Source organism: Hydrogenophaga crocea (assembly GCF_011388215.1).
Taxonomy (GTDB): domain Bacteria; phylum Pseudomonadota; class Gammaproteobacteria; order Burkholderiales; family Burkholderiaceae_C; genus Hydrogenophaga; species Hydrogenophaga crocea.
In genome coordinates this window covers 2,765,824-2,791,705 of the sequence record NZ_CP049989.1, presented here as the reverse complement: position 1 = coordinate 2,791,705, position 25,882 = coordinate 2,765,824, and the positions used below count along the sequence as shown (strand labels likewise).

22 protein-coding genes are annotated in these 25,882 nt (G+C 68.5%); 12 read left to right on the top strand and 10 right to left on the bottom strand.

What is annotated here, in order from left to right:
• Nucleotides 1–162 precede the first annotated feature (162 nt).
• Nucleotides 163–1,038: a putative phage abortive infection protein gene (locus G9Q37_RS13160; RefSeq protein WP_166227682.1), complete on the top strand. Its 876-nt coding sequence runs from the start codon at nt 163–165 to the stop codon at nt 1,036–1,038.
• A gap of 351 nt (nt 1,039–1,389) precedes the next feature.
• Here the strand turns inward: G9Q37_RS13160 and G9Q37_RS13155 are convergent, their stop codons facing one another.
• The 3 genes from G9Q37_RS13155 to G9Q37_RS13145 form a co-directional block, all read right to left on the bottom strand.
• Nucleotides 1,390–2,043 (bottom strand): TetR/AcrR family transcriptional regulator, encoded by a 654-nt coding sequence (locus G9Q37_RS13155; RefSeq protein WP_166227680.1) that lies wholly within the window; start codon nt 2,041–2,043, stop codon nt 1,390–1,392.
• Nucleotides 2,044–2,047: 4 nt separating this feature from the next.
• Nucleotides 2,048–3,250 carry a patatin-like phospholipase family protein gene (locus tag G9Q37_RS13150; RefSeq protein WP_166227678.1) on the bottom strand — a complete coding sequence of 401 codons (1,203 nt, stop codon included), beginning with the start codon at nt 3,248–3,250 and terminating at the stop codon, nt 2,048–2,050.
• Nucleotides 3,251–3,326: 76 nt separating this feature from the next.
• Nucleotides 3,327–3,875, bottom strand: a complete 549-nt coding sequence (locus G9Q37_RS13145) for a phasin family protein (RefSeq protein WP_166227676.1) — start codon at nt 3,873–3,875, stop codon at nt 3,327–3,329.
• Nucleotides 3,876–4,085: 210 nt separating this feature from the next.
• Between G9Q37_RS13145 and G9Q37_RS13140 the strand changes: the two genes are divergently transcribed.
• The 8 genes from G9Q37_RS13140 to G9Q37_RS13105 all read left to right on the top strand — a co-directional run bounded on the left by G9Q37_RS13140 (nt 4,086) and on the right by G9Q37_RS13105 (nt 14,597).
• Nucleotides 4,086–6,071, top strand: a complete 1,986-nt coding sequence (locus G9Q37_RS13140) for an SDR family oxidoreductase (RefSeq protein ID WP_166227674.1) — start codon at nt 4,086–4,088, stop codon at nt 6,069–6,071.
• Between the two features lie 55 nt (nt 6,072–6,126).
• A complete protein-coding gene (gene argB, locus G9Q37_RS13135) occupies nt 6,127–7,026 on the top strand; it encodes an acetylglutamate kinase (RefSeq protein WP_166227672.1) in 900 nt (299 codons plus the stop codon).
• Nucleotides 7,027–7,162: 136 nt separating this feature from the next.
• The gene (slmA, locus tag G9Q37_RS13130; protein WP_166227670.1) at nt 7,163–7,843 is read left to right on the top strand and encodes a nucleoid occlusion factor SlmA; all 681 of its coding nucleotides are present in this window, start codon (nt 7,163–7,165) and stop codon (nt 7,841–7,843) included.
• Nucleotides 7,844–8,005: 162 nt separating this feature from the next.
• Nucleotides 8,006–8,677, top strand: coding sequence for a TetR/AcrR family transcriptional regulator (locus G9Q37_RS13125; protein WP_166227668.1), 672 nt, complete (start codon nt 8,006–8,008; stop codon nt 8,675–8,677).
• A gap of 41 nt (nt 8,678–8,718) precedes the next feature.
• A complete protein-coding gene (locus G9Q37_RS13120; RefSeq protein ID WP_166227666.1) occupies nt 8,719–10,515 on the top strand; it encodes an acyl-CoA dehydrogenase C-terminal domain-containing protein in 1,797 nt (598 codons plus the stop codon).
• A complete protein-coding gene (locus G9Q37_RS13115) occupies nt 10,512–10,949 on the top strand; it encodes a DUF2147 domain-containing protein (protein ID WP_166227664.1) in 438 nt (145 codons plus the stop codon). Before G9Q37_RS13120 ends, G9Q37_RS13115 begins: the two co-directional genes overlap by 4 nt.
• Before the next feature lie 28 nt (nt 10,950–10,977).
• Nucleotides 10,978–13,377, top strand: coding sequence for a 3-hydroxyacyl-CoA dehydrogenase/enoyl-CoA hydratase family protein (locus tag G9Q37_RS13110; protein WP_166227662.1), 2,400 nt, complete (start codon nt 10,978–10,980; stop codon nt 13,375–13,377).
• A gap of 11 nt (nt 13,378–13,388) precedes the next feature.
• The gene (locus tag G9Q37_RS13105; protein ID WP_166227660.1) at nt 13,389–14,597 is read left to right on the top strand and encodes an acetyl-CoA C-acyltransferase; all 1,209 of its coding nucleotides are present in this window, start codon (nt 13,389–13,391) and stop codon (nt 14,595–14,597) included.
• Between the two features lie 63 nt (nt 14,598–14,660).
• Here G9Q37_RS13105 and G9Q37_RS13100 read toward each other — a convergent pair whose 3' ends face one another.
• From G9Q37_RS13100 to G9Q37_RS13080, 5 genes are all read right to left on the bottom strand, one after another.
• Nucleotides 14,661–15,551: a branched-chain amino acid ABC transporter permease gene (locus tag G9Q37_RS13100; RefSeq protein ID WP_240936664.1), complete on the bottom strand. Its 891-nt coding sequence runs from the start codon at nt 15,549–15,551 to the stop codon at nt 14,661–14,663.
• A 97-nt stretch (nt 15,552–15,648) separates the two neighbouring features.
• Nucleotides 15,649–16,536, bottom strand: a complete 888-nt coding sequence (locus G9Q37_RS13095) for a branched-chain amino acid ABC transporter permease (protein WP_166227656.1) — start codon at nt 16,534–16,536, stop codon at nt 15,649–15,651.
• A 52-nt stretch (nt 16,537–16,588) separates the two neighbouring features.
• On the bottom strand, nt 16,589–17,803 hold the full coding sequence (locus G9Q37_RS13090; protein ID WP_166227654.1) for an ABC transporter substrate-binding protein: 1,215 nt from the start codon (nt 17,801–17,803) through the stop codon (nt 16,589–16,591).
• A 52-nt stretch (nt 17,804–17,855) separates the two neighbouring features.
• On the bottom strand, nt 17,856–18,563 hold the full coding sequence (locus G9Q37_RS13085; protein WP_166227652.1) for an ABC transporter ATP-binding protein: 708 nt from the start codon (nt 18,561–18,563) through the stop codon (nt 17,856–17,858).
• 1 nt (nt 18,564) lies between these two features.
• A complete protein-coding gene (locus G9Q37_RS13080; RefSeq protein ID WP_166227650.1) occupies nt 18,565–19,350 on the bottom strand; it encodes an ABC transporter ATP-binding protein in 786 nt (261 codons plus the stop codon).
• Between the two features lie 158 nt (nt 19,351–19,508).
• Here G9Q37_RS13080 and G9Q37_RS13075 point away from each other — a divergent pair, with 158 nt between their 5' ends.
• Complete coding sequence (locus tag G9Q37_RS13075) at nt 19,509–20,315, top strand: acyl-CoA thioesterase (protein ID WP_166227648.1); 807 nt, start codon at nt 19,509–19,511, stop codon at nt 20,313–20,315.
• An 18-nt stretch (nt 20,316–20,333) separates the two neighbouring features.
• On the opposite strand, the gene G9Q37_RS13070 is transcribed toward G9Q37_RS13075, so the two are convergent.
• Complete coding sequence (locus G9Q37_RS13070) at nt 20,334–22,637, bottom strand: patatin-like phospholipase family protein (RefSeq protein ID WP_166227646.1); 2,304 nt, start codon at nt 22,635–22,637, stop codon at nt 20,334–20,336.
• Between the two features lie 137 nt (nt 22,638–22,774).
• Here G9Q37_RS13070 and G9Q37_RS13065 point away from each other — a divergent pair, with 137 nt between their 5' ends.
• Together G9Q37_RS13065 and G9Q37_RS13060 are read left to right on the top strand one after the other, a co-directional pair.
• Complete coding sequence (locus tag G9Q37_RS13065) at nt 22,775–24,445, top strand: integrin (RefSeq protein ID WP_166227644.1); 1,671 nt, start codon at nt 22,775–22,777, stop codon at nt 24,443–24,445.
• Between the two features lie 56 nt (nt 24,446–24,501).
• Nucleotides 24,502–25,266, top strand: coding sequence for an enoyl-CoA hydratase (locus G9Q37_RS13060; RefSeq protein ID WP_166227642.1), 765 nt, complete (start codon nt 24,502–24,504; stop codon nt 25,264–25,266).
• A 42-nt stretch (nt 25,267–25,308) separates the two neighbouring features.
• Here the strand turns inward: G9Q37_RS13060 and G9Q37_RS13055 are convergent, their stop codons facing one another.
• Nucleotides 25,309–25,686 carry a hypothetical protein gene (locus G9Q37_RS13055; protein ID WP_166227640.1) on the bottom strand — a complete coding sequence of 126 codons (378 nt, stop codon included), beginning with the start codon at nt 25,684–25,686 and terminating at the stop codon, nt 25,309–25,311.
• Between the last annotated feature and the right edge of the window lie 196 nt (nt 25,687–25,882).

The following is a 25,882-nucleotide window of genomic DNA, read 5'->3' as shown; positions in this document are numbered from 1 at the left end:
GCGCGCTGCGCGCGCGGCCGCCCGCCCTGCGCTCCTCGGCGCCGCACAGGCGCCACCGCACACCGGGCACCCAAGCCCTCGGCGGTGTGGGCAGGGAGCGGTTTAGGATGGCAGCCCTTGCGAATCAAGCGGATGCCTGCTTTCGCGGGCTAGTAGGGAGAAATGAACAAGCCGGTGTCAAAGCGCTTGGTCTTCGCGGCTATCGCGGCTTTCGCGGTCCCCCCTGCACTTTGGATCGCCTGGGGCTTCTGGGGAGTGCAATGGGTAGCTTCGAATCTGCCGAACAAGTTGGAGTTGGCCACTTTAGGCCAAACAGGCGATCTCTTCGGGGGCGTTAACGCCTTATTTGCCGCGTTCGCATTCGCTGGTGTTCTGGTCGCGGCGTTTTTTCAGTTTCGGACTAATCAGCATGCTCAGCACACCCTCGAAGTCACGCTGCAAGCGCAAACTTTGGCGTCATTCGAGCCACTGTTCTTCAAGCTACTTGAGCGTCACGATCAGATGTATGCGGCGCTCAGACTTGAACTCCGCGGGGTGATAGGTTCTGCCTTTCCAGGTCCAAATGCAGGGGATCCTGCGACCCTTGCGTATTGGTTGCGGGAGCAAGTGAAGTCAGGGCAGGACACCGAAACAGGCGCGGTGCACGAGGACGCTGTGCTTTCCGATGAGGACTATGCATGGGTCTCCAGGAATTTCGACGAGATGTACATCACAAACGAACATGTCCTTGGACCTTTCTACCGAACCACCTACCACCTCTTCAACCTCATCGATAAGAGTGCTCTGAGCGAGTCTGACAAGGTTCGCTATGCAAATATTGCGAGATCTGCGATGAATCGCGATGAGCTTCTGCTGTTGATGTTGAACTGCGCACACCCTCGGGGCGCCAATATGAAAACTCTTGTTGAACGGTACGGCTTGCTGAAGCACATCTCTACTGATCGCCGGACAAACGCGCTCGACGTGGCATTGGCAGCCACGCTATTTCACCCGAATGCTCGGCGATCTGCCGAAGATCGTGCTCACCAAAAGCCTTGAAATTCTTCAAGATAGGACGTGTTTTCTGCTCCAACTCGTAGCCCCTCTGGGCATACCCTCTAAACCTTTCTCACACCCACCCGTCTGCCGTCAGGGGTGGGGCCTTCCGTGCCCTGGCGCCTATGCGGTGCCGAGGAGCGCAGGGCAGGGGGCCGCGCGCGCAGCGCGCTTCGTTGACTGACTCACGGCGGCTGTTTGAACGGAGCGGGCGAAGCCCGCGCAGTGAGTTCCGCCGTGGGCCGCCTGCGCGAGCACCGCAGGGGACCCCTCGCGCAGCGAGGGGCGCCGCATCGAAGCCAGGGCACGGAAGGGCCCGCCCCTGACACCGCCAACCCAGGCGGACAGAAAAACTCAGCGCTGATACGCCGAAGACAGCCCCATCAGGTGCTGCCGCTGCGCCGGCTCCAGGTAAGGCGCCAACTGGTGCAGCACATGCTGCGCCCCCCGCATCAGCGCGCTCTGCGCCTGCTCGGGCTCGAGCGCCCGCCGCGGGTCGCGCACGTACTCGTAGCTGAGCCAGTAGGTCAGCAGCACCACCATGCTGTCCGCCGTCGGCTCCACCTCGCGGCTGTCCAGCTGCACCGCGCCCGCGCGCCCCAGCCCGCCGAGCATGCCGCGCACCGCGCGCGCCTTGGCCGCGAGCAGCGCCTGAAAGCGCGTCTCCAGCAACCGGTTCTTCGACAGCAGGTCGTTGAGGTCGCGGTAGAGGAAGCGGTATTCCCAGATGCGCTCGAACAGCGAATGCAGGAAGAACCACGCGTCTTCCACGTTGCGCACGCCGTCGGCCGCATTCAACAACTCGCCCAGCGCGCGCTCGTAGCGCTCGAACAGCGAGTTGATCAGCTCGTCCTTGGCCGGGTAGTGGTAGTACAGGTTGCCCGGGCTGATGCCGAGTTCGGCCGAGATCAGCGTGGTCGACACGTTGGGCTCGCCGAAGCGGTTGAACAGGTCGAGCGTGGTCTCGAGGATGCGTTCGGCCGTGCGGCGCGGGGCTTTCTTGGCCATGGGCTCAGGCCGCCTGCGGCAGGCGGCGCTGCAGTTCGTCGAGCACGTGGTGCAGGCGCGCGGCCACGGCGCTGTCGGCGGGCCGCAGGCGCGTGTCGATCAGGTGGCGGTCGGGGTCGGCCAGCGCCGCGTGGTCGATGGTGATGCCGTGGCGCGCGAAGCGCGGTGCCAGCCGGCCCGCGCGCAGGCGCAGCAGCGCGCGCGTCTGCTGGTAGGCGTGCTCGGCCATTTCGCGGCGCTGCCGGTAGCTGAAGGTGTTGGCGAAGAACAGCTCGGCGTCGCGCTGGTCGGGCTCGATCAGGACGATGTCGGTGTTCGGGTAATCGCGCTCGTAGTGGCGAAAGCCCAGCTCGAGCCGCGAATGGATCATCGAGCGGAAGGTCTGGCTCATGACCGCGGGCAGGCCGCCTTCCACCAGCGCGGGAATGCGCCCTTCGTGCGTGGCCTCGGGCGAGGCGTGGAAGGGCACCAGCGGGTTGATGCACAGCAGCAGGTCCACGCCTTCTTCGAGCGCGACCGAGGCATGCAGGGTCTTCTTGAGCGCGCCGTCCACGTAGTGCCGGCCGTCGATGGCCACCGGCGGGAACAGGCCGGGCAGGGCCGCGCTGGCCTGGATCGCGCGCGAGATCGGCACGTGGTCCCAGCCCGGCCGGCCGAAGGGCGCGGCCTCGCCGGTGTCGAGCGCGGTCGCCACGAGCGTGAGGCGCGCGCGCAGTTCGCGGAAGTCGTTGGTGCGGCCGGGCCGCGTGAACAGGCGCTGGATCTGTGCGTGGATGGCCTCGTTGTCGAACAGGCCCGTGGGCAGCGCCGCGCCGAGCCGCTCGATGGCCTGGGTGAAGGCCTTGCCCTGCACGGCCCAGGCCCAGGCCGCACCGCCCGCCAGCCGCGGCAGGCTGCGCAGCCGCGCGGCCACCTCGCGCCACGCCGGCTGCATGAGCCACGCGGGGTCGAAGCCGTCGAGCCGAGGGCGCTCCTCGATGAAGGTTTCGCTGAGCTCGCGCGGGGTGATGCCGTTGGCCAGCGCCGCGCTGATGAAGCCGCCGGCCGACACGCCCAGGTAGTGGTCGCAGGCGTTGAGGTCGAGACCGATCAGCGTGTCGTCGAGCGCGCAGAGCGCGCCGATCTCGTAGATGGCGCCCAGCGGGCCGCCCCCGGCCAGGGCGAGGGCGATGCGCGGAGCGGGCTGGCGTGGGCGGGCGCGGGTCATGCGGCCGAGTGTAGGTGCCGTCGCCGCTCAGGCCTGCTGCGACGCAGCAGGGTCGTGCGCTGCGTCAAGCGACGGGTCACGCGCTCTTCGTGGCCGCGGCCTTTTTCGCGGCCGGGCGCTTGGCCGGGGCCTTTTTCGCGGCGGGTGTCTTCTTGGCGGCGGCCTTGCGGGCCGGCTTGTCGGTGCCGGCCACGCCCATGCCGCCCATCTTCATCACTTGCGCATTGAGCGCGTCGATGCGCTCGATCAGGGCGTCCACGTCGCGCGCCGACGGCACGCCGAGCTTGCCCAGCGCCTTGGCCACACGCTCTTCGAATAGGCTCTCGAGCTTGTCCCACTGGCCCGCGGCCTTGCTCTGCAGGTCGTTGGCCATGCTGCTCACGCGGCTGGTGGCTTCGCTCAGGCGCTCTTCGGCCACGGCCTGTGTCTTGCGCTGCATGGACAGGCCTTCTTTCACCAGGGTCTCGAAGGCCTTGCCGCCCTCTTCCTGGGCCTTGGCGAAAGCGCCCAGGCCCGCGAGCCAGATCTGCTGCGCCGAGTCCTTGATGGCGCCGGCCAGGGGCGATGCGCCGGCGGCGGTTTGGGACGAACGGGCGCTGCTGCCCTTGGAGACTTTCTTGACCATGCTGCGGGCTCCTGTGAAGGGGTGAGGGTCGGGCGGTGAAGGCGGCCGGGCCGCCAGGGCCTTGCATGTTCGCCGCCCCTGCCCGCCATTTGTAGGGAAGCGCGACTAGACCCGGTGGCCGCGCACGCGGGTTTCTTCGGACGGGCGCCTTTTGGCGCGTGCAACAGAATCGCACACGATCCGAATCCCATCCCGAGCAGGAGCCCGTTCATGCATTACTTCGTCACCGGCGCCACCGGTTTCATCGGCAAGCGTCTCGTTGCCAAACTGCTGCAGCGCAAGGGCGCGGTGGTGCACTTCCTGATCCGCCGCGAGAGCGAAGGCAAGGTGGCGGGCCTGCGCGAGTTCTGGGGCGTGGGGCCGGCGCGTGCGGTGCCGGTGTTCGGCGACCTCACGCAGAAGAAGCTCGGCGTGTCGGCCGACGACGTGAAGGCCCTCAAAGGTCAAATCGACCACTTCTTCCACCTCGCCGCGGTCTACGACCTCGATGCCGACGAAGAGAGCCAGGTGGCCGTGAACATCGATGGCACGCGCAACACCATCGACTTTGCCAAGGCCATCGGCGCCGGCCACTTCCACCACGTGTCCTCGATCGCGGCGGCCGGCCTCTACGAAGGCGTGTTCCGCGAAGACATGTTCGAAGAGGCCGAGAACATCGACCACCCCTACTTCATGACCAAGCACGAGAGCGAAAAGCTCGTGCGCGCCGAGAGCAAGCTGGCCTGGACGGTGTACCGCCCCGCGGCCGTGGTGGGCGACAGCCAGACCGGCGAGATGGACAAGATCGACGGCCCCTATTACTTCTTCAAGCTGATCCAGCGCATGCGGCAGATCCTGCCGCCGTGGATGCCCAGCATCGGGCTTGAAGGCGGGCGCATCAACATCGTGCCGGTCGACTTCGTGGTCAATGCGCTCGACCACATCGCGCACGGCCCGCGCAAGGGCGGCGAGTGCTTCCACCTCGTCGACCCGGTGGGCTACCGCGTGGGCGACGTGCTCGACATCTTCAGCAAGGCCGCGCACGCGCCCAAGATGAACCTGTTCGTGAACGCGGCGCTGCTGGGCTTCATTCCCAAGAGCGTGAAGAAGGGCCTGATGGCGCTGGCGCCGGTGCGCCGCGTGCGCGACGCGGTCATGAAGGACCTCGGCCTGCCCGAGGACATGCTGACCTTCGTGAATTACCCCACGCGCTTCGACTGCCGTGGCACGCTGGCCGCGCTCAAGGGCAGCGGCATCGCCTGTCCCAACCTCAAGGATTACGCCTGGCGCCTGTGGGACTACTGGGAACGCCACCTCGACCCCGACCTGCACCGCGACCGCAGCCTCAAAGGCACGGTGGGCGGCAAGGTGGTGCTGGTCACGGGCGGCAGCTCGGGCATCGGCCTGGCGGCCGCGCACAAGTTCGCCGAAGCCGGCGCCACCACGGTGATCTGCGGCCGCGACCAGGACAAGCTCGACGAGGCCTGCAAGGAAGCCAAGGCCAAGGGCTACGAATTCATCGCCTACCCGGTGGACATCGCCGACATGGCCGACGCCGACCGCTTCGTGCAGCTGCTGATCCAGAACCACGGCGGGGTCGACTTCCTCATCAACAACGCGGGCCGATCGATCCGCCGCGCCATCGAGGGCAGCTACGACCGCTTCCACGACTTCGAGCGCACCATGCAGCTCAACTACTTCGGCTGCCTGCGCGTGACCATGGGCCTGCTGCCCGGCATGGTGCAGCGCCGCCGCGGCCACGTGGTCAACATCAGCTCCATCGGCGTGCTCACCAACGCACCGCGCTTCTCGGCCTATGTGGCCAGCAAGGCCGCGCTCGACGCCTGGACCCGCTGCGCGAGCAGCGAGTTCGCCGACCAGGGCATCACCTTCACCACGATCAACATGCCACTGGTGCGCACGCCCATGATCGCGCCCACCAAGATCTACAACAACGTGCCCACGCTCGCGCCCGAGGAGGCGGCCGACATGATCGCGCAGGCCTGCATCGACAAGCCGGTGCGCATCGCCACGCGCCTGGGCGTCACGGGTCAGGTGATGCACGCGCTGGTGCCACGCATCGCGCAGATCGTGATGAACACCAGCTTCCGCATGTTCCCCGACTCGGCCGCGGCCAAGGGCGAGAAGGGCGCGAAATCGCAGCTCTCGCCCGAGGCGATCGCGATGCAGCAGATGATGCGCGGCATCCATTTCTGAGGGCCATCGCGCGTCCCTAGAATCCGGGCTTTTGCCCTCATCCATAGGCCCGCGCATGTCCACCGCACCCGACATCACCACCATCGCCCCGCGCGACCGCGCCGAGATCCTGGCGCAGGCGCTGCCCTACATCCGGCAGTTCCACGGCAAGACCATGGTCATCAAGTACGGCGGCAACGCCATGACCGACCCGGCCCTGCAGCAGGACTTCGCCGAAGACGTGGTGCTGCTCAAGCTCGTGGGCATCAACCCGGTGGTGGTGCACGGCGGCGGCCCGCAGATCGAAACCCTGCTGCAGCGCCTGGGCAAGAAGGGCGAGTTCATCCAGGGCATGCGCGTGACCGACGCCGAGACCATGGAGGTCGTGGAGTGGGTGCTGGCCGGCGAGGTGCAGCAGGACATCGTGGGCCTGATCAACCAGGCCGGCGGCAAGGCCGTGGGCCTGACCGGCCGCGACGGCGCCATGATCCGCGCGCGCAAGCTGCGCATGACCGACCAGGCCGATCCCTCGCGCGAGCACGACGTGGGCCAGGTGGGCGACATCGTGGCGGTGGACCCGGCGGTGGTGAAGGCGCTGCAGGACGACCAGTTCATCCCGGTCGTGAGCCCCATCGGTTTCGGCCAGAACAACGAGAGCTACAACATCAACGCCGACGTGGTGGCCGCCCGGCTGGCCACGGTGCTGCAGGCCGAGAAGCTGCTCATGCTCACCAACATCCGCGGTGTGCTCGACAAGGAAGGCCAGCTGCTCACCGAGCTCACGCCCCAGCGCATCGACGCGCTGGTGGCCGACGGCACGATCTCGGGCGGCATGATCCCCAAGATCGCGGGCGCGCTCGAGGCCGCCAAGAGCGGGGTGAATGCGGTGCACATCATCGATGGCCGCGTGCCGCACGCGCTGCTGCTCGAGGTGCTGGGCAACGAGCCCTTCGGCACCATGATCCGCTCGGCCTGAGCGCGCCGGCCGGCCCGTTGTTCGGGCCTTGATGCGGCCGCCCACTCGCTCGGCAGGCCGCGCCGATGCTGGGTAACCAGATGTTGCCGCCTGTGCGAGAATGACCGCGGGATCGATCACCGAACGCACGACGACCATGACCACTGCCGCGCCCGAGATGCCCACGCCCGACGACTCCGCGCTCGACGCCGCTGCCGCGGTCGAGGCCCATGAGGCGCCGGCGCGCAAACGCCCCAAGCCGGGTGAGCGGCGCGTGCAGATCCTGCAGGCCCTGGCCACCATGCTCGAGCAGCCCGGGGCCGAGCGCATCACCACCGCGGCGCTCGCGGCCCGGCTCGAGGTGAGCGAGGCCGCGCTCTACCGCCACTTCGCGAGCAAGGCCCAGATGTTCGAGGGCCTGATCGAGTTCATCGAGCAGACCGTGTTCGGCCTGGTCAACCAGCTCGGCGAGCGCGAGCCCGACGCCCTGGTGCGCTGCCGCAAGCTCGTGGCCCTGCTGCTGCAGTTCGGCGAGAAGAACCCCGGCATGACGCGCGTGATGGTGGGCGACGCGCTGGTGTTCGAAAACGAGCGCCTGCAGCAGCGCATGAACCTGTTCTTCGACAAGATCGAGTCCACCCTGCGCCAGGACCTGCGCGAGGCCGCGGTGCTCACGGGCACGCAGACGCCCACGGTCGACGCCCAGGCCGACGCCTCGGTGATCACGGCCTTCTGCGTGGGCCGCCTGCAACGCTTCGCGCGCAGCGGCTTCAAGCGCTCGCCCGGCGAAAGCCTCGAGCACAGCCTGAACCTGCTGCTGCCCGGCGGCCGCCTCTGAGCGCCCGCCGCGACCTTTCTCACGCTGCTTTAGGGCCGAGGCCCTAAAACAAAGCCCCGCGAAAACGCCGTGGCTTGTTCTGCGCGCGCCATTCCGGGTAAAAATAGCACGATCGTTCGTTTCTTTTGACGACGGCTTCCTCCACCCGACCCGAGCGCCCGCATGAGCGAGACCCCCCTGCGCCAACGCCGCGGCACCCTGTCGCGCACCGCCGACCGCCAAGCCCCCAAGGGCCAGCAGACCAAGGCCGCCATCGTCGAGGCGGCGCTCGGTCTGGCCACGCAGATCGGGCTCGAAGGCCTGTCCATCGGCGCCCTCGCCGAAGTCATGCAGATGAGCAAGTCGGGCGTGTTCGCGCACTTCGGCTCGCGCGAAGAGCTGCAGATCTCGGTGGTGCGCGAGTACCACACGCGCTTCGAGGACGAGGTCTTCTACCCCGCCATGAGCGCCGCGCGCGGCCTTCCGCGCGTGCGCGCGCTGTTCGACAACTGGATGAAGCGCACCTCGGTCGAGATCGACTCGGGCTGCATCTACATCAGCGGCGCCGTCGAGTTCGACGACCGTCCCGGCCCGGTGCGCGACGCGCTGGCCAGTTCCGTCACCACCTGGCAGGACGCCTTCAAACGCGCGATCGAGATCGCGGTGGAAGAGGGCCATTTCGCGCCCGACACCGACGCGTCACAAGTGGCCTTCGAAATCCACGGCCTGATCCTTGCCCTGCATTACGAGGCGCGCTTCCTGCGCAGCCCCGGCTGCATCAACCGCGCGCTCAAGGGCTTCGACGCCATCCTCGAGCGCAATGGCGCGCGGCCCACGCCCGCGCGCAAGACCTGATCCCGTTTCCTTCACCTCGAACCACCCAGGAGAACCCGCCCATGCCCGTCTACAACCCGCCGCTGCGCGACATGCAGTTCGTCATGCACGAGGTCTTCAACGCCGTCGACGAACTCAAGGCCTGCCCCAAGCACGCCGAGATCGACGCCGACACCATCAACGCGGTGCTCGAAGAAGGCGGCAAGTTCGCGGCCGAAGTGACCTTCCCGCTCAACATCAGCGGCGACGAAGAAGGCTGCACGCTGGACAAGACCACCCACGAGGTGAAGGCGCCCAAAGGCTTCAAGGAGGCCTATGCCAAGTACGTGGAAGGCGGCTGGCCCGCGCTCTCGTGCGACCCCGAGTTCGGTGGCCAGGGCCTGCCCTTCATCGTGAACCAGTGCTTCTACGAGATGCTCAACAGCGCCAACCAGGCCTGGACCATGTACCCCGGCCTGTCGCACGGCGCTTACGAATGCCTGCACGCGCACGGCTCGCCCGAGCAGAAGGCGCTCTACCTGCCCAAGCTCACCAGCGGCGAGTGGACCGGCACCATGTGCCTGACCGAGCCGCACTGCGGCACCGACCTGGGCCTGCTGCGCACCAAGGCCGAACCGCAGGCCGACGGCAGCTACAAGCTCACGGGCCAGAAGATCTTCATCAGCGCCGGTGAACACGACCTGGCCGAGAACATCGTGCACCTGGTGCTCGCGCGCCTGCCCGATGCGCCCGCGGGCAGCAAGGGCATCAGCCTGTTCCTCGTGCCCAAGTTCCAGGTCAAGGCCGACGGCTCGATCGGCGAGCGCAACGCCATCCACTGCGGCGGCCTCGAACACAAGATGGGCATCCACGCCAACGCCACCTGCCAGATGGTGCTCGACGGCGCCGTGGGCACGCTGGTGGGCGAGCCCAACAAGGGCCTGCCGGCCATGTTCGTGATGATGAACGCCGCCCGCCTGGGCGTGGGCAACCAGAGCCTGGGCCTGACCGAGGTGGCCTACCAGAACGCGCTGGCCTACGCCAAGGACCGCATCCAGATGCGCAGCCTCTCTGGCGTGAAGGACAAGAGCAAGCCGGCCGATCCCATCATCGTGCACCCCGACGTGCGCAAGATGCTGCTCACCGCCAAGGCCTATGCCGAAGGCGGGCGCGCGCTGCTGATGTTCTGCACCCTGCTGCTCGACAAGGAGCTCAACCACCCCGACGAGAAGGTGCGCAAGGACAGCGCCGACCTCGCCGCGCTGCTCACGCCGATCGCCAAGGCCTTCCTCACCGACAACGGCTTCGAGGCCACCAACCACTGCATGCAGGTGTTCGGCGGCCACGGCTACATCAAGGAATGGGGCATGGAGCAGTTCGTGCGCGATGCCCGCATCAACATGATCTACGAGGGCACGAACACCGTGCAGAGCCTGGACCTGCTGGGCCGCAAGGTGCTGGGCAACAACGGCGCCACGCTCAAGAAGTTCGGCAAGCTCGTGGCCCAGCTCGTGGAGGCCGAGGGCGTGAACGAGAAGATGGCCGAGTTCATCAACCCGCTGGCCTACCTGGGCGAGCAGATGACCAAGTTCACCACCGAGCTCGGCTTCAAAGGCATGCAGAACCCCGACGAGGTGGGCGCGGCCGCCGTGCCCTACCTGCGCGTGGCGGGCCACCTGGTGTTCGCCTACTTCTTCGCGCGCATGGCCCAGGCCGCGCTGCGCGCCATCGAGGCCGGCAGCACCGACCCGTTCTACACCGCCAAGCTGCAGACCGCGCGCTTCTACTTCGCCAAGCTGTTCCCCGAGACCGCCACGCTCATGCGCCTGGCGCGCTCGGGCAGCAAGGTGCTGATGGACACCGAGCAGGCCCTGGCATGAAGCGCACCCTGCTTGTCCTGGCCGGCCTGGCGCTGGCCGGCGCCGTCCAGGCCCAGATGACGCCTGCGGGTCTGTGGAAGACCATCGACGACGACTCGAAGAAAGAGAAGTCGCTGGTGCGCATCACCGAGAGCAACGGCGTGTTCAGCGGCCGCATCGAAAAGCTGCTCGACCCCGCGAGCGACCCCAAGGCCGTTTGCGACAAGTGCAGCGACGACCGCAAGGACAAGCCCGTCGTGGGCCTGGAGATCCTGCGCGGCATCAAGGCCGGCGAGAGCGACAAGGCCGTGTTCGAGGGCGGCACCATCGTCGACCCCAACAACGGCAAGAGCTACCGCGCGCGGCTGAAGCCGGTCAACGGCGGCGCCCAGCTCGAAATGCGCGGCTACCTCGGCCCCTTCTTCCGAACCCAGGTGTGGCAGCGCGTCGAGTGACGCCCCGCCCACCGCCCACGGAACCAACATGAACCGATTCAACGTCAGAAAAGTCGCCGTGCTCGGCGCGGGCGTGATGGGCGCGCAGATCGCCGCCCATCTCGTCAACGTCAAGGTGCCGGTCGTGCTGTTCGACCTTCCCGCCAAGGAAGGCCCCAAGAACGGCATCGTCATCCGCGCCATCGAGAACCTCAAGAAGCTCAAGCCCGCGCCCATCGGTGTGGCGGCCGACGCCGACCTCATCGTGGCGGCCAACTACGAAGAGCACATGGCCCTGCTCGGCGAGTGCGACCTGCTGATCGAGGCGATCGCCGAGCGCATGGACTGGAAGCTCGACCTGTACCAGAAGATCGCACCGCACGTGGCCAAGCACGCCATCGTCGCGTCCAACACCTCGGGCCTGTCCATCACCAAGCTCAGTGCGGCCCTGCCCGAGGCGATCAAGCCGCGTTTCTGCGGCATCCACTTCTTCAACCCGCCGCGCTACATGACGCTGGTGGAGCTGATTGCCACGCCCACCACGCAGCCCGAGATCCTCGACCAGCTCGAGACCTTCGTGACCAGCGGCCTGGGCAAGGGCGTGGTGCGCGCCAAGGACACGCCCAACTTCATCGCCAACCGCATCGGCATCGCCGGCATGCTGGCCACGATGAAAGAGGTGGAGCGCTTCGGCCTCACGTTCGACGTGGTCGACGACCTCACGGGCAAGCGCCTGGGCCGCGCCAGCAGCGGCACCTTCCGCACCGCCGACGTGGTGGGCCTGGACACCATGGCCCACGTGATCAAGACCCTGCAGGACAACCTCAGCGAAGACACCGACCCGTTCTACGGCAGCTTCGGCACGCCCGCGGTGCTCAAGGCCCTGCTCGACCAGGGCCACCTGGGCCAGAAGACCAAGGCCGGCTTCTACAAGAAGGTGGGCCGCGACGTGTTCCGCTTCGAGCTCGAAAGCGGCGATTACGTGCCCGCCGGCCAGAAGGCCGACGAGGTTTATGGCCGCATGCTCAAGAAGCCCGCGGCCGAACGCCTGAAGCTGCTGCGCGACAGCAGCGGCCCGCAGGGGCAGTTCCTCTGGGCCATCCTGCGCAACGGCTTCCACTACGCGGCCGTGCACCTGGCGTCCATCGCCGAGACCGCGCGCGACGTGGACCTGGCCATGCGCTGGGGCTTCGGCATGAAGCAGGGCCCGTTCGAACTCTGGCAGGAAGCCGGCTGGCTCGAAGTGGCGAAGATGGTCCAGGAAGACATCGATGCCGGCAAGGCGCTGTGCAAGGCCCCGCTGCCGGACTGGGTCTTCAAGGGCCCGGTGGCCGAGGCCGGCGGCGTGCACACCGCACAGGGCTCGTGGAACCCCGCCAAAGGCGTGTTCGAGCCGCGCCGCGCGCTGCCCGTGTACGAACGCCAGCCCTTCCCCGAGCTGCTGCTCGGCGAGGCCGGCCCGCGTTTCGCGAGCGCCGGCACCACTGTCGAAGAGACCGATTCGGTGCGCCTGTGGACGCTCGACGGCGAGGTGCTGATCGCGAGCATCAAGACCAAGATGCACGCCATCAGCCCCGAGGTCTGCGAAGGCCTGATGCAGGCCGTGGAGCTGGCCGAGGCGCAGTACCAGGGCCTGGTGGTCTGGTCGGGCGACGAGCCTTTCAGCGTGGGCGCCGACCTGCAGGCCATGCTGCCGGCCTTCCTGGCCGTGGGCGTGGCCGCGATCGAGGACGCCGAAGGCTTCATGCAGCAGACCATGCTGCGCCTGCGTTACGCCAATGTGCCCGTGGTGTCCGCGATCCGCGGCATGGCGCTGGGCGGCGGCTGCGAACTCGCGGTCTACAGCAGCAAGCGCGTGGCCCACATGGAAAGCTACATCGGCCTGGTGGAAGTGGGTGTGGGCCTGATCCCGGGCGCGGGCGGCCTCACCTACATCGCGCGCCGCGCGGCCGAGAACGCCGCCACCTCGACCGGCAAGGACCTGCTGCCCTTCCTCACCGAAGGCTTCACCGCCGCGGCCATGGCCAAGGTGGGCACGAGCGCGATCGAATCGCGCGCGATCGGTTACCTGCTGGAGTCCGACCTGATCGTGCCGCACAAGGACGAGCTGCTGTTCGTGGCCCTGAACGAAGCGAAAGCGATGTTCCGCGCCGGCTGGCGCGCGCCGCACAAGCGCCTGTTCCCGGTGGCTGGCCGCGACGGCAAGGCCACCATCCTGGGCCAGCTCGTGAACATGCGCGATGGCGGCTTCATCAGCCAGCACGACTTCAACATCGCCAGCCTGATCGCCCACGTGGTGACCGGTGGCGACGTGAACCCCGGCACGCTGGTGAGCGAGGAATACCTCATGACGCTGGAGCGCCAGGCCTTCTGCGCGCTGATCACGAACCCGAAGACCCAGGAGCGCATCCTCGGCATGCTCAACACCGGCAAGCCGGTCCGCAACTGAGGAGCCCCACCATGAGCAAACAAGTTCAAGACGCCTACATCGTGGCCGCCACGCGCACGCCCATCGGCCGTTCGCACAAAGGCTCGTTCAAGCACCTGCGGCCCGACGACCTGCTCGCGCACGCGCTGCGCTCGGCGCTCGCGCAGGCCCCGGGCCTGGACCCCAAGGCCATCGAGGACGTGATCTGCGGCTGCGCCATCCCCGAGGCGCAGCAGGGCCTGAACGTGGCGCGCATCGGCGCCATCCTCGCGGGCCTGCCCAACAGCGTGGGCGGCATCACGGTGAACCGCTTCTGCGCCTCGGGCCTGTCGGCCGTGGCCATGGCGGCCGACCGCATCCGCGTGGGCGAGGCCGACGTGATGATCGCCGCCGGCACCGAGAGCATGAGCATGGTGCCCATGATGGGCAACGCGCCCAGCCTGTCGCCCGCCATCTTCGCCAACACGCAGGACGTGGAGCAGTACGGCATCGCCTACGGCATGGGGCTCACGGCCGAGAAGGTGGCGCAGCAGTGGAAGGTCTCGCGCGACGCGCAGGACGCTTTCGCGCTGCAGTCGCACCAGCGCGCCGTGATCGCCATGAAAAACGGCGAGTTCGCCGACGAGATCACGCCGGTCGAGGTCACCGAGCGCAGCGTGAACCTGGAGACCGCCGAGGTGTCCACGGCCACGCGCACCGTGAGCCTCGACGAAGGCGCCCGCCCCGACACCACGCTGGAAGGCCTGGCCAAGCTGCGCACCGTGTTCGCCGCGCGCGGCTCGGTCACCGCCGGCAACAGCTCGCAGACCAGCGACGGCGCGGGCGCGCTGATCCTCGCGAGCGAGGCCGCCGTCAAGCGCTTCGGCCTGACGCCGCTCGCGCGTTTCGTGAGCTACGCCAGCCGCGGCGTGCCGCCGCACATCATGGGCATCGGCCCGGTGGAGGCGATCCCGGCCGCGCTGCGCTACGCGGGCCTGCGCCAGGACGACATGGACTGGATCGAGCTCAACGAGGCCTTTGCCGCGCAGTCGCTCGCGGTCATCAACACCCTGGGCCTGGACCCGGCCAAGGTCAACCCCATGGGCGGCGCCATCGCCCTGGGCCACCCACTGGGCGCCACCGGCGCGATCCGCTCGGCCACCGTGGTGCACGCGCTCAAGCGGCACAACAGGAAGTACGGCATGGTCACCATGTGCGTGGGCATGGGGCAGGGCGCGGCAGGGATCTTCGAGCGGGTGTGAGGCACCCGCCCCAAAGACAAAGCGCCCCAAGGGGCGCTTTGTCTTTTCAGTGGCCGTGGAATGTCAGAGCGGCTTCTTGATCAGGTTCGCGATCTCGCCCACCACGCCGCGGCGGAAGGCCAGCACGCAGATCACGAAGATCACGCCCTGGGTGATGGTGACCCAGGCGCCGAGCTGGGCCAGGTAGTTCTGCATGGACACGATGATGGCGGCGCCCACCACCGGGCCGAACAGCGTGCCCATGCCGCCGAGCAGGGTCATGAGCACCACCTCGCCCGACATGCTCCAGTGCACGTCGGTGAGCGAGGCCAGCTGGAACACGATGGCCTTGGTGGCGCCCGCCAGGCCCGCGAGGCCGGCCGACAGCACGAAGGCCAGGTGCTTGTAGCGGTCGGTGTCGTAGCCCAGCGAGGTGGCGCGCGCCTCGTTCTCGCGGATCGCCTGCAGCACCTGGCCGAAGGGCGAGTGCACCACGCGCCAGATGAGCAGGAAGCCGGCCATGAAGATCACGAACACCACGGCGTACATGGCCATGTTGTTGCTCAGGTCGATGGCGCCGAACAGGTGGCCGCGCGGCACCGCCTGGATGCCGTCTTCGCCGCCCGTGAACTTGGCCTGCAGGCTGAAGAAGAACACCATCTGCGCGAGCGCCAGCGTGATCATCGCGAAGTAGATGCCCTGGCGGCGGATGGCGAGCGCGCCCACCACCACGCCCAGGATCACCGCGCAGCAGGTGCCGAAGAGGATCGCGATCTCGGGCGTGAAGCCCCAGACCTTGGCCGCGTGGGCCGAGGCGTAGGCCGCGCTGCCCATGAACATGGCGTGGCCGAACGAGAGCAGGCCACCGAAGCCGATCAGCAGGTTGAAGGCGCACGCGAACAGCGCGAAGCACATCACCTTCATGAGGAACACTGGGTACACCACCACGGGCGCGATCAGGAAGAACGCGGCCATGATGCCGAAGGCGATGACCAGTTGCGACTGGCCGGTGTCGGCCTTGCGGGCGGCGCCCGCGTGCGAGAGGGTGGGGGACGACGTGCTCATGTGGGACTCACTTCTGCGTGCCGAACAGGCCCGCGGGCTTGATCAGCAACACGATGGCCATGATCACGAAAATCACGGTGTTGGAGGCCTCGGGGTAGAAGACCTTGGTGAGGCCTTCGATGATGCCCAGGCCGAAGCCCGTGAGGATGGCGCCCATGATCGAGCCCATGCCGCCGATCACCACCACCGCGAACACCACGATGATGATGTCCGAGCCCATCTGCGGGCTCACCTGGTAGATGGGGGCGGCCATTACGCCGGCCAGCGCGGCCAGGCCGACGCCGAAGCCGTAGGTGAGCGTGATCATGCGCGGCACGTTGATGCCGAAGCCCTGCACCAGCGTGGGGTTCTCGGTGGCCGCGCGCAGGTAGGCGCCGAGCTTGGTGCGCTCGATCACGAACCAGGTGCTCAGGCAGATCACCAGCGAGGCCGCCACCACCCAGCCGCGGTAGTTGGGCAGGAACATGAAGCCCAGGTTCTGCGCGCCCTGCAGCTGCGGGGGAATGGCGTAGGGCTGGCCCGAGGAGCCGTATTCGTTGCGGAAGATGCCCTGGATGATGAGCGCGATGCCGAAGGTCAGCAGCAGGCCGTAGAGGTGGTCGAGCTTGTAGAGGCGCGAGAGCATGAGCCGCTCGATCACCACGCCGGTGGCGCCGACCACCACGGGCGCGATCACCAGCGCCCACCAGTAACTCACGCCCAGCTTGTTGAGCAGCAGCCAGGCCACGAAGGCGCCCATCATGTACTGGGCGCCGTGCGTGAAGTTGATGATGTTGAGCAGACCGAAGATCACGGCCAGCCCCAGCGACAGCAGGGCGTAGAACGAGCCGTTGATCAGCCCGATCAGCAACTGGCCGAAGAGGGCCGCGGAGGGAATGCCAAAAATTTCGGTCATGCCGGTTCTCGAAACCGGGCGACGCCCGCAGGGCGCCACCCGGCAGGGTTCATCACTTCACCAGCGAGCACTCGCCGTCCTTGAGCGGACGGAAGGCCTGGTCGGCGGGGATGGTGGCGCGCACCTTGTAGTAGTCCCACGGGCCCTTGGATTCCGCGGGCTTCTTGACCTCGAACAGGTACACCGGATGGGTCTTGCGGCCGTCCGCGCGGATCACGCCCTTGCCGAACAGCGGATCGTCGGTGGGCAGTTCCTTCATCTTGGCCACCACCTTGGTGCCGTCGTCGGTCTTGCCGGCTTCCACCGCCTTCAGGTAGTGCAGCACCGAGGCGTACACGCCCGCGTGGTCGGACGTGGGGTACTTGCCGCCGTTGCGGTCGGCGAAGCGCTTGGCCCAGGCGCGGGTCTGGTCGTTCATGTCCCAGTAGAAGGCCTCGGTGAAGATCAGGCCTTGCGCGGTGTTCAGGCCCAGGCCGTGGATGTCGGTGATGAACACCAGCAGGCCCGCCAGGTTCTGGCCGCCCTTGGTGATGCCGAACTCGGCCGCCTGCTTGATGGAGTTGATGGTGTCGCCACCCGCGTTGGCCAGACCGATGATCTTGGCGCGCGAGGCCTGGGCCTGCAGCAGGAAGGAGCTGAAGTCGCTGCCCGGGAACGGCGTGCGCACCTTGCCCAGCACCTTGCCGCCGTTCTTGGTCACCACGGCCTCGGTGTCGCGCTCGAGCGCGTGGCCGAAGGCGTAGTCGGCGGTCAGGAAGAACCAGGTGTCGCCGCCGGTCTTCACGATCGCGCTGCCGGTGCCGTTGGCCAGCATCCAGGTGTCGTAGAGCCAGTGCACGGTGTTGGGGCTGCACTGCTTGCCGGTGAGGTCGGAGGTGGCCGCGCCGGTGTTGATGAAGGCCTTGCCCTTTTCCTTGGTGATCTGGTTGATCGCCAGCGCCACCGACGAGGTCGGCACGTCGAAGATCGCGTCGACCTTCTCCACGTCGTACCAGGTGCGCGCCACGGTCGAGCCCACGTCGGGCTTGTTCTGGTGGTCGGCCGAGACCACCTCGACCTTCATGCCCTTCTTGTCGGCGCCGAAGTCTTCCACCGCCATGCGCGCGGCCAGCACCGAGCCCGGGCCGCCGATGTCGGCATACAGGCCCGACATGTCGTTGAGCACACCGATCTTGACCACGCCGTCGGAGATCTGCGCCTGTGCAGCCCCCGCCGTCAGCATGGCCGCGGCCGCGGTGGCCAGCAGTTTCTTCGCACCCAGTTTCATGTCTCGCTCTCCTTCAGTCGTGTGTGAATGTGGATGGACCCACCCCGGTGCGTCAGACGCCGAGGTACTCGTGCAACATGCCCATCTTCGCGTCGAGCTCCGCGGCGGTGAAGCCCTCGACGATGCGGCCATGTTCCATGACGTAGAAGCGGTCGGCCAGCGGCGCCGCGAAGCGGAAGTTCTGCTCGACCATCACGATGGTGAAGCCGCGCTCGCGCAGCGTGCGGATGGTGCGCGCGAGCGTCTGCACGATCACGGGCGCCAGGCCTTCGGAGATTTCGTCGAGCAGCAGCAGCTTGGCGCCGGTGCGCAGGATGCGCGCCACCGCGAGCATCTGCTGTTCGCCGCCCGACAGGCGCGTGCCCGGGCTGTGGCGGCGTTCCTGGAGGTTGGGGAACAGGCCGTAGAGCTCGTCGATGGACATGCCGCCGCCGGCCACCGCGGGCGGCAGCAGCAGGTTTTCCTCGCAGCTCAGGCTCGCGAAGATGCCGCGCTCTTCGGGGCAGTAGCCCAGGCCCAGGCGCGCCACCTGGTGCGTGCTCATGCCCACGGTTTCCTTGCCCGTGACCATGATCGAGCCGGTGCGCTTGCCCACCATGCCCATGATGGCCTTGAGCGTGGTGGTGCGGCCGGCGCCGTTGCGGCCCAGCAGCGTCACCACCTCGCCCTGGCGCACCGTGAGGTCGACGCCGTGCAGGATGTGCGATTCGCCATACCAGGCGTTCACGCCGCTCAGGCGCAGCAGTTCTTCGGCGGCCATCTCAGTGCGCTCCCTGCAGCTGCGCTTCGGCGCTGCCCATGTAGGCTTCGAGCACCTGCGGGTTGGCCGACACCGTGGCGTAGTCGCCCTCGGCGATCACCTGGCCGCGCTGCAGCACGCTGATGGTGTCGGCGATGCTCGACACCACGTTCATGTTGTGTTCGACCATCAGGATGGTGCGGTTGGCCGACACCTTCTTGATGAGTTGCGTCACGCGCTCCACGTCTTCGTGGCCCATGCCCTGCGTGGGCTCGTCGAGCAGCATGAGCTCGGGCTCGGTGGCCAGCGTGGTGGCGATCTCGAGCGCGCGCTTGCGCCCGTACGAGAGCTCCACCGTCACGGTGTCGGCGAACTCGCGCAGGCCCACGGTGTCGAGCAGTTCCATGGCGCGGCCGTCGAGCGCGTCGAGCACCTTCTTCGATTTCCAGAAATGGAACGAGTTGCCCGTGGCGCGCTGCAGGCCGATGCGCACGTTGTCGCGCACGCTCAGGTGCGGGAAGGTGGCCGAGATCTGGAACGAGCGCACCAGCCCGCGCCGCGCCACCTGCGCGGGCTTTTGCGGGGTGATGTCCTCGCCGTTGTAGAGGATCTGTCCGCGCGTGGGGATCAGGAACTTGGTGAGCAGGTTGAAGACGGTCGTCTTGCCCGCGCCGTTGGGCCCGATCAGCGCGTGGATCTGCCCGCGCCGCACGCGCAGGTTCACGTCGTTGACGGCGACGAAGCCCTTGAACTCCTTCACCAGTCCCCGCGCTTCGAGGATGCAGTCGTCAGCGGTGTTGCTTGCCATCGCGGGCATTGTGAGCATGCGCCCCGAGCAGAGGATGAGGGGAAACCCCACGCGGGTTTCACCGCACGCTGCTTCGTTGTCACAAGCGCTACATGCAGGCGGGCCGCGCGTTGCGGGCGCTTGCGCGCGGTGCACGGCGCTGGTGCACACTGCGCGCCATGGAAGCTCATCTCTTCGACCGCGCGATCGCGCTCGCCCCCCAGGGCCCGGGCCGCTGGCTCGGCCGCACCGACCCGGCGTATGCCAACATGGTCGGGCCCTACGGGGGCATCACCGCGGCCACGGCGCTGCACGCGGTCTGGCAGCACCCCGAGCGCCTGGGCGAGCCGGTGTCGCTCACCGTCAACTACTGCGCCGCCCTGGCCGACGGCGGCTTCGAGCTGCAGGCGCGGCCGGTGCGTACCAACCGCTCCACGCAGCACTGGCTGATCGAGATCACGCAAGGCGGCGAGACCGTGCTCACCGCCACCGCGCTCACCGCGGTGCGCCGCGAGACCTGGGGCTCGCAGGACGAGCCGGCGCCGCGCGTGCTCTCGCCCAACGCCATCGGCCGGCCCAACATGGCGGGGCTGGTCGAGTGGGTGCGGCGCTACGACATCCGCATCGTCGAAGGCGCGATTCCGCGCGTGTGGGACGGCAGCGGCGAGCACAGCCGCAGCACGCTGTGGGTGCGCGACGAACCGCCGCGCGCGCTCGACTTCATGAGCCTGGCCGCGCTGTGCGACGTGTTTTTTCCGCGCGTGTGGCTGCGCCGCGCCACGCGCGTGCCCGCGGGCACCGTCTCGATGACGGTGTACTTCCACGTCGGCCAGGCCGAGCTCGCCGCGGTGGGCGACGGCTGGCTGCTCGGCCAGGCCCAGGCCAGCGTGATGCGCAACGGCTACTTCGACCAGCGCGGCCAGCTCTGGAGCCAGGCCGGCGCGCTGCTGGCCACCACGCACCAGGTCGTCTACTACAAGGAATGACGCCCGGGCGGCGACCGCTCAGGGCCGGCCAAGGAACAGGTAGAGCCCGGTGAAGCCCTTGGGCGCGCTCACCAGCGCGAGGTAGAGCGGGCCGATGCCGGTGTCGGCCCCCAGGAACAGGCTGTTGCCCGCGTAGAGGTTCTTGAGCGAAACCTCGCTGCGGTTGATCCAGGCGTTGCCGGCCTCGAGCGAGCCGCCCGCGAACAGCGCGCGCGCGATGCCCACGTCCCAGGGCAGGCGGCGGTAGTAGCTCAGGCGGCCGAAGGCCAGGTAATTGCCCGCCACCTGCCCGGGCCGGAAACCCGAGAGGTTCTGGAAGCCGCCGAGCGAGTACTCGTCGATCGCGCCCAGCGGGATGCGGTTGGCGTGCGCCACGCGCAGGCCCATGTTGAAGGTGTGCGGGCCCCAGCTGCGCACGCCGGTGTACGAGGCCTCCACGCGCGTGAAGTTGCTGCTGCCCGGCACGCCGGTGGTGGTGCGCTGGCCCACCACCACCTCGCCCAGCGCGCGCCAGCCGCGCGAGGGGAAGTTGGCGAAGTCGAGCTGGTCGGCCAGCACCGCGGCGCGCAGGCCGGTCTCGCGCCACTGCACCGCGCGCACCCCCGCCGGCAGCGAGGTGGCGTCGGGTGACACCAGCTCCAGCGTCGAGCGCCGCTCGCTCGCCAGCGCGCCCAGACGGAACTCGCCCACCGAGCCTTGCGGCCCGAATGGCCAGCCCAGGTCGAGGCCGATCCGCACCGATTCGCGGCGGATGCGTGCCTCGGGCGAATCGTCGTTGCCGTAGAGCTCGACCTTGCGGATGGACAGGTCGCCATAGGCCGAGAGAAAGCTGCTGCCGCGCAGGCCCAGCGGCTGGAAGATCTCCGAGTACAGGCCCATGGTCTCGCCGAGCTGCACGCGGTTGCGCCACTCGGTGCCGCTGTCGGTGAGCCAGTGGCGGTTGTGGCTCAGGCGCAGGTTGAAGCTGCCGTCGCCGCGGAAGTCGGTGCGCAGGTCCAGGCCCACGCGCAGGTAGTTCGGGCCCCAGTTGTTCTCGCGCAGGCCGATCACCAGGTCTTCGCCGCCGGTGTCGGGGTTGCGCACCAGCCGGTAGTCGATGCGCTCGTAGTCGCCGGTGGCCGCGATCTTCTCCATGTCGTCTTCGATGCGGTCCACGTCCGCGCGCTGGCCCTTGAGCGGCGCCAGCCCCTGGCCCAGGCGCTCGGCGCGCTGTTCGTTCACGCCCTCGAAGCGGATGTTGGCGATGCGGCCCACCCGCGTGGCGTTGAGCTCGGCCTGGGTGCGGCGCGCCTCGGTCCAGGCGGCGTAGCGCGCGCTGTCCTCGGTGTAACGCGCCAGCGAGGCGGCCACCGTCTGCGCGTAGTCGTGGCCCAGCTTCACCAGCTCGCGCGATCGGTTGAAGTCGCCCGAGGTGAGCGTGCCCAGCGGGGGCGTGAGCAGCAGGTCGCGCGGCGTGAGCAGCGCGATGCTGGCCTGCACGTTCTGCTCGGTGAGGATGTTGATCATCTGCGTGCTGATGCCCAGCAGCGAGCCCAGTGTGTCGCGCGGCGCCAGCGGCGTGCCGATGTTCACCGCGATCACCATCTCGGCGCCCAGGTCGCGCGCCACGCTCACCGGCAGGTTGTTCACCAGCCCGCCGTCGCCGAGGATGCGGCCCTCGATCTCCAGCGGCGAGAACACGCCCGGCACCGACATGCTCGCGCGCAGCGCCGCGGCCAGGTCGCCGCGGTCCATCACCACCGGCTTGCCGGTCTCCATGTCGGTGGCCACGGCGCGAAAGCGCGTGGGCAGGGCGTCGAAGCTCGCGAGGTGGCGCGTGGGCAGGGTGTAGCGGCGCAGCAGGATCTCCAGCGAGCGGCTCGACACCGCACCCGTGGGCAGGCGGAACTCGCCGTCGCGAAAGCCCAGCAGCAGCACGGGCGAGAGCTCGAAGTCCTCCTCCTTGCGGCGCTGCGACAGCACCTGGCGCGGCTGGCGCGTGCTGAACAGGCCGTTCCAGTCCACGCCCAGGATCTCGCGCTCGAGCTCGTCGGCGTTCATGCCCGCGGCGTACAGCCCGCCCACGATCGCGCCCATGGACGTGCCCACGATCAGGTCGACCGGCACGCGTGCGGCTTCGAGCGCCTTGAGCACGCCCACGTGGGCGAAGCCGCGTGCGCCGCCGCCCGAGAGCACGAGCGCGATGCGGGGCCGGGGCAGCTCGGGCTGCGGGGTGCTGGCGGCCTGGGTCGCGCCCGGGCTGGTGTCGGGCTTGTCCTGGGCGCGCAGCGGGGCCGCGAGCAGGGCCAGGCAGAGCAGCAGCAAGGTCGGTCGAAAGGCCATGGGCGAGGGGGAAGAGGCGGTGGGAGAGCGCGAGTCTAGAGGCCGCCGAACGGAACAAATACGCCCTGGGCAGTATGGGGCTTCGGTTCCGCGGCTGCTGTCATCGGCGGTCTGTCCGTCCACCCCGGAGCCTTGCCATGAAACCCCTTGCACACGCCTGGCGCTACCTCCTCATCGCGCTGTCCGCCGCTGCCCTGACGGCCTGCGGAGACAGCGGTCCGCTGCCCTCGCTCGATCTGCAGGCCACCGGCATCAAGACCCTGCAACTGCGCTGGCAGGACGCCTCCGATGCCACCAGCTACCAGTGGGTGGTTCAAGAGGCCGACGCGGCGTCGCCCCACGTGGTGGCGACGCTGCCCGCCCACACCACCGCGCACGAACGGCAATGGCTGCTGCCCGGGCAGTGGAACGCGCGGCACTGGCTGCGCACCTGCCGGGGCAGCGCGTGCACCGATTCCCCCGCGCTGACCGTCGACAGCCGCGTGCTCGACGCCGCCGTGGGCTATTTCAAGGCGCCCAACCAGGGCAACCGGGCGGGCACCAGCGTGGCCCTGTCGGCCGACGGGCAGACCCTGGTGATCGGGGTGCCGCGCGACGACAGCGCCTCGAGCGACCCCGCCGACGGCTCGGCCCCCAGCAGCGGCGCGGTGCTGGTCTTCGCGCGCAGGGCGGGGCAATGGGGGCTCGATGCCTACCTGAAGGCGCCCACGCCCGTTGCCGGCGATCTCTTCGGCTCGGCCGTTGCGGTGTCGGTGTCGGCGTCGGGCACGCGGCTCGTGGTGGGGGCGCCGCTGGCCTTCAACGGCCTGGGCGCCGTGTACGCCTACGAACGCGGCCCCGCGGGCTGGACCGCCGAGCCCGTCCTGCAGCCGACCGACACCACCCAGCCCTGGCGTTTCGGCAGCGCCGTGGCGCTGTCGGCCGATGGGCAGACGCTGGCCGCGGGCATGGCCCCCGAAACGGGGCAGACCAACGCCACCAGCGCGGTCGAGCTGTTCACGCGGGCCGCGGGCCCATGGGCGCACCAGCAAACGCTCGCCTCGCCCGAGACCACCGTGGACAACGGGTTCGGCGGCGCACTTGGCCTGTCGGGCGATGGACAGACGCTGGTGGTGGGGGCCAGCCAGGTGCCGCGCACGATCGGCGGCAACACGCTGGAAGCCGGTGCCGCGTATGTGTTTGCCCGGCAGGGCGGCACCTGGGCGCAGACCAGCGAACTCGTGTCCTCCAACCTCGGCCTCGGCGACCGCTTCGGCGGCGCCGTGGCCGTGTCGGCCGATGGCGCCACGGTGGCGGTGGGGGCTGTGGGCGAAAGCAGCCTGGCCACCGGCGTCGGCGGCGATCAGAGCCGCCAGCCCAACAAGTTCCTGGTGGGCGCGGTCTATGTGTTCGCGCGCGCCGGGGCGGGCTGGGCGCAGCAGGCCTATGTCAAGGCCGCCAACGCGCAGACCTATGCCGAGTTCGGCCATGCCGTGTCGCTCTCGGCCGACGGCGATGCGCTGGCCGTGGCCGCCGTGGCGCAAAGCGGCATCGGCCGTGGCATCGGCGCCCCCCTGGAGCCGACCGGCCGCGAGGAATCGGGCGCGGTCTACCTGTACTGGCGCCGAAGCGGCGCCTGGCAATCCGGGGCCTATGTCAAGGCGCCCAACGCCGATGCCGGGGACCGCTTCGGCGCCGGTCTGGCGCTCTCGGGCGACGGGGCCAGCCTGGCGGTCGGCGCGCCCATCGAAGACAGCGCGTCCACGCTGCTGGGCGGCAACCCGGACGACAACAGCGCGCCGGGCAGTGGGGCGGTTTACCTCTACTGATCCGGCCCGGCCTTCGTGGTAACTTGTCCGGCTGGTTCCAACCCCTCCCACCAGCCATGAGCGACATCCTCGTCCACACCGAAGCCGGCATCCGCACCCTCACCTTCAACCGCGCCGACAAGAAGAACTCGATCACCTCGGCCATGTACGGCGCGCTCGCCGACGCGCTGGCCGGCGCGGCCGACGACCCGGCCGTGCGCGTGGTGCTGATCCAGGGCCACGAGACCGTGTTCTCGGCCGGCAACGACATCGGCGACTTCCTGAACAACCCGCCCGCGGGCCTGGACTCGCCGGTGTTCCGTTTCCTCAAAGGCATCGCCACCTTTCCCAAGCCGCTGATCGCCGCCGTCTGCGGCCCCGCGGTGGGCGTGGGCACCACGCTGCTGTTTCACTGCGACCTGGTCTACGCGGGCGACAACGCCGCGTTCTCCATGCCCTTCGTGAACCTGGGCCTCTGTCCCGAGGCCGCGAGCAGCCTGCTGGTGCCGCAGATGCTGGGCTACCACCGCGCCGCCGAGGCCCTGTTGCTGGGCGAGCCCTTCATGGCCGAGGCCGCGCTCGAGGTGGGCCTGGTCAACCGCGTGCTGCCGCCCACCGAGGCCAATGCCTACGCGCACAGCGTGGCCGCCAAGCTCGCGGCAAAGCCGCTGAGCTCGCTGATCGAGACCAAGCGCCTCATGAAGAAGGGCCAGGGCGAGCTGGTGCTCAAGACCATCGCGGAAGAGGGCGCGAGCTTTGGCCGCATGCTGCGCGAGCCCGCGGCCAAGGAGGCCTTCGGGGCCTTCATGGAGCGGCGCAAGCCCGATTTCTCGAAGGTCTGAAGGCCTGTTCCCGCCGGCCTTGTGGGGCCGGCCCGGGCGGCATCAGTCGGCACGGCCCAGCGTGGGCTCCCAGGGGCGCTTTGGCGCTTGGTGTGTGGCGCGGAACTGAACCAAACCCAGGCCTTCGGCTTCGCGCAGCACGCCATCCGCGTGCGCCTGTTGAATGGGCGGCGCATCGTGTTGCCCCCCGGGGGCCGTCAGGTACAGCATGGGAAGGAACGAAGGGTTTTGTTGCTGCATGCCGAGCAGCAGCGGCAGGTTCTGGGGGGCCGAAGCCGTGAGCCAGGCGCACAGCCATTCGCTTTGGGTGAACGACAACTCGTTCCCTTCGATGAAGGCGGTCAGCGCATGGTCGATCCAGGGATTGTCGGCAACGCGGCAGGGCAGGCCATGTTGGATCAGCCACGCTTCGACGCGCATGGGCCGGGACAGGGGGGGATGTTCCATCCTCGCCAAGAAATGGTTTGCCCGGTGGTGGGCGGCGGTCAGTGAGCGCATGGCAATTCCCTCAATAGGCAAAGCGCGTTGTGTCGGGCGCTGTCGAACACCCGTTCCCGTCATTCATCGCGCCGTCGCTCTGGCCTAGGATGCGCGCTGCCTTTCCCCCGTCCCTCAC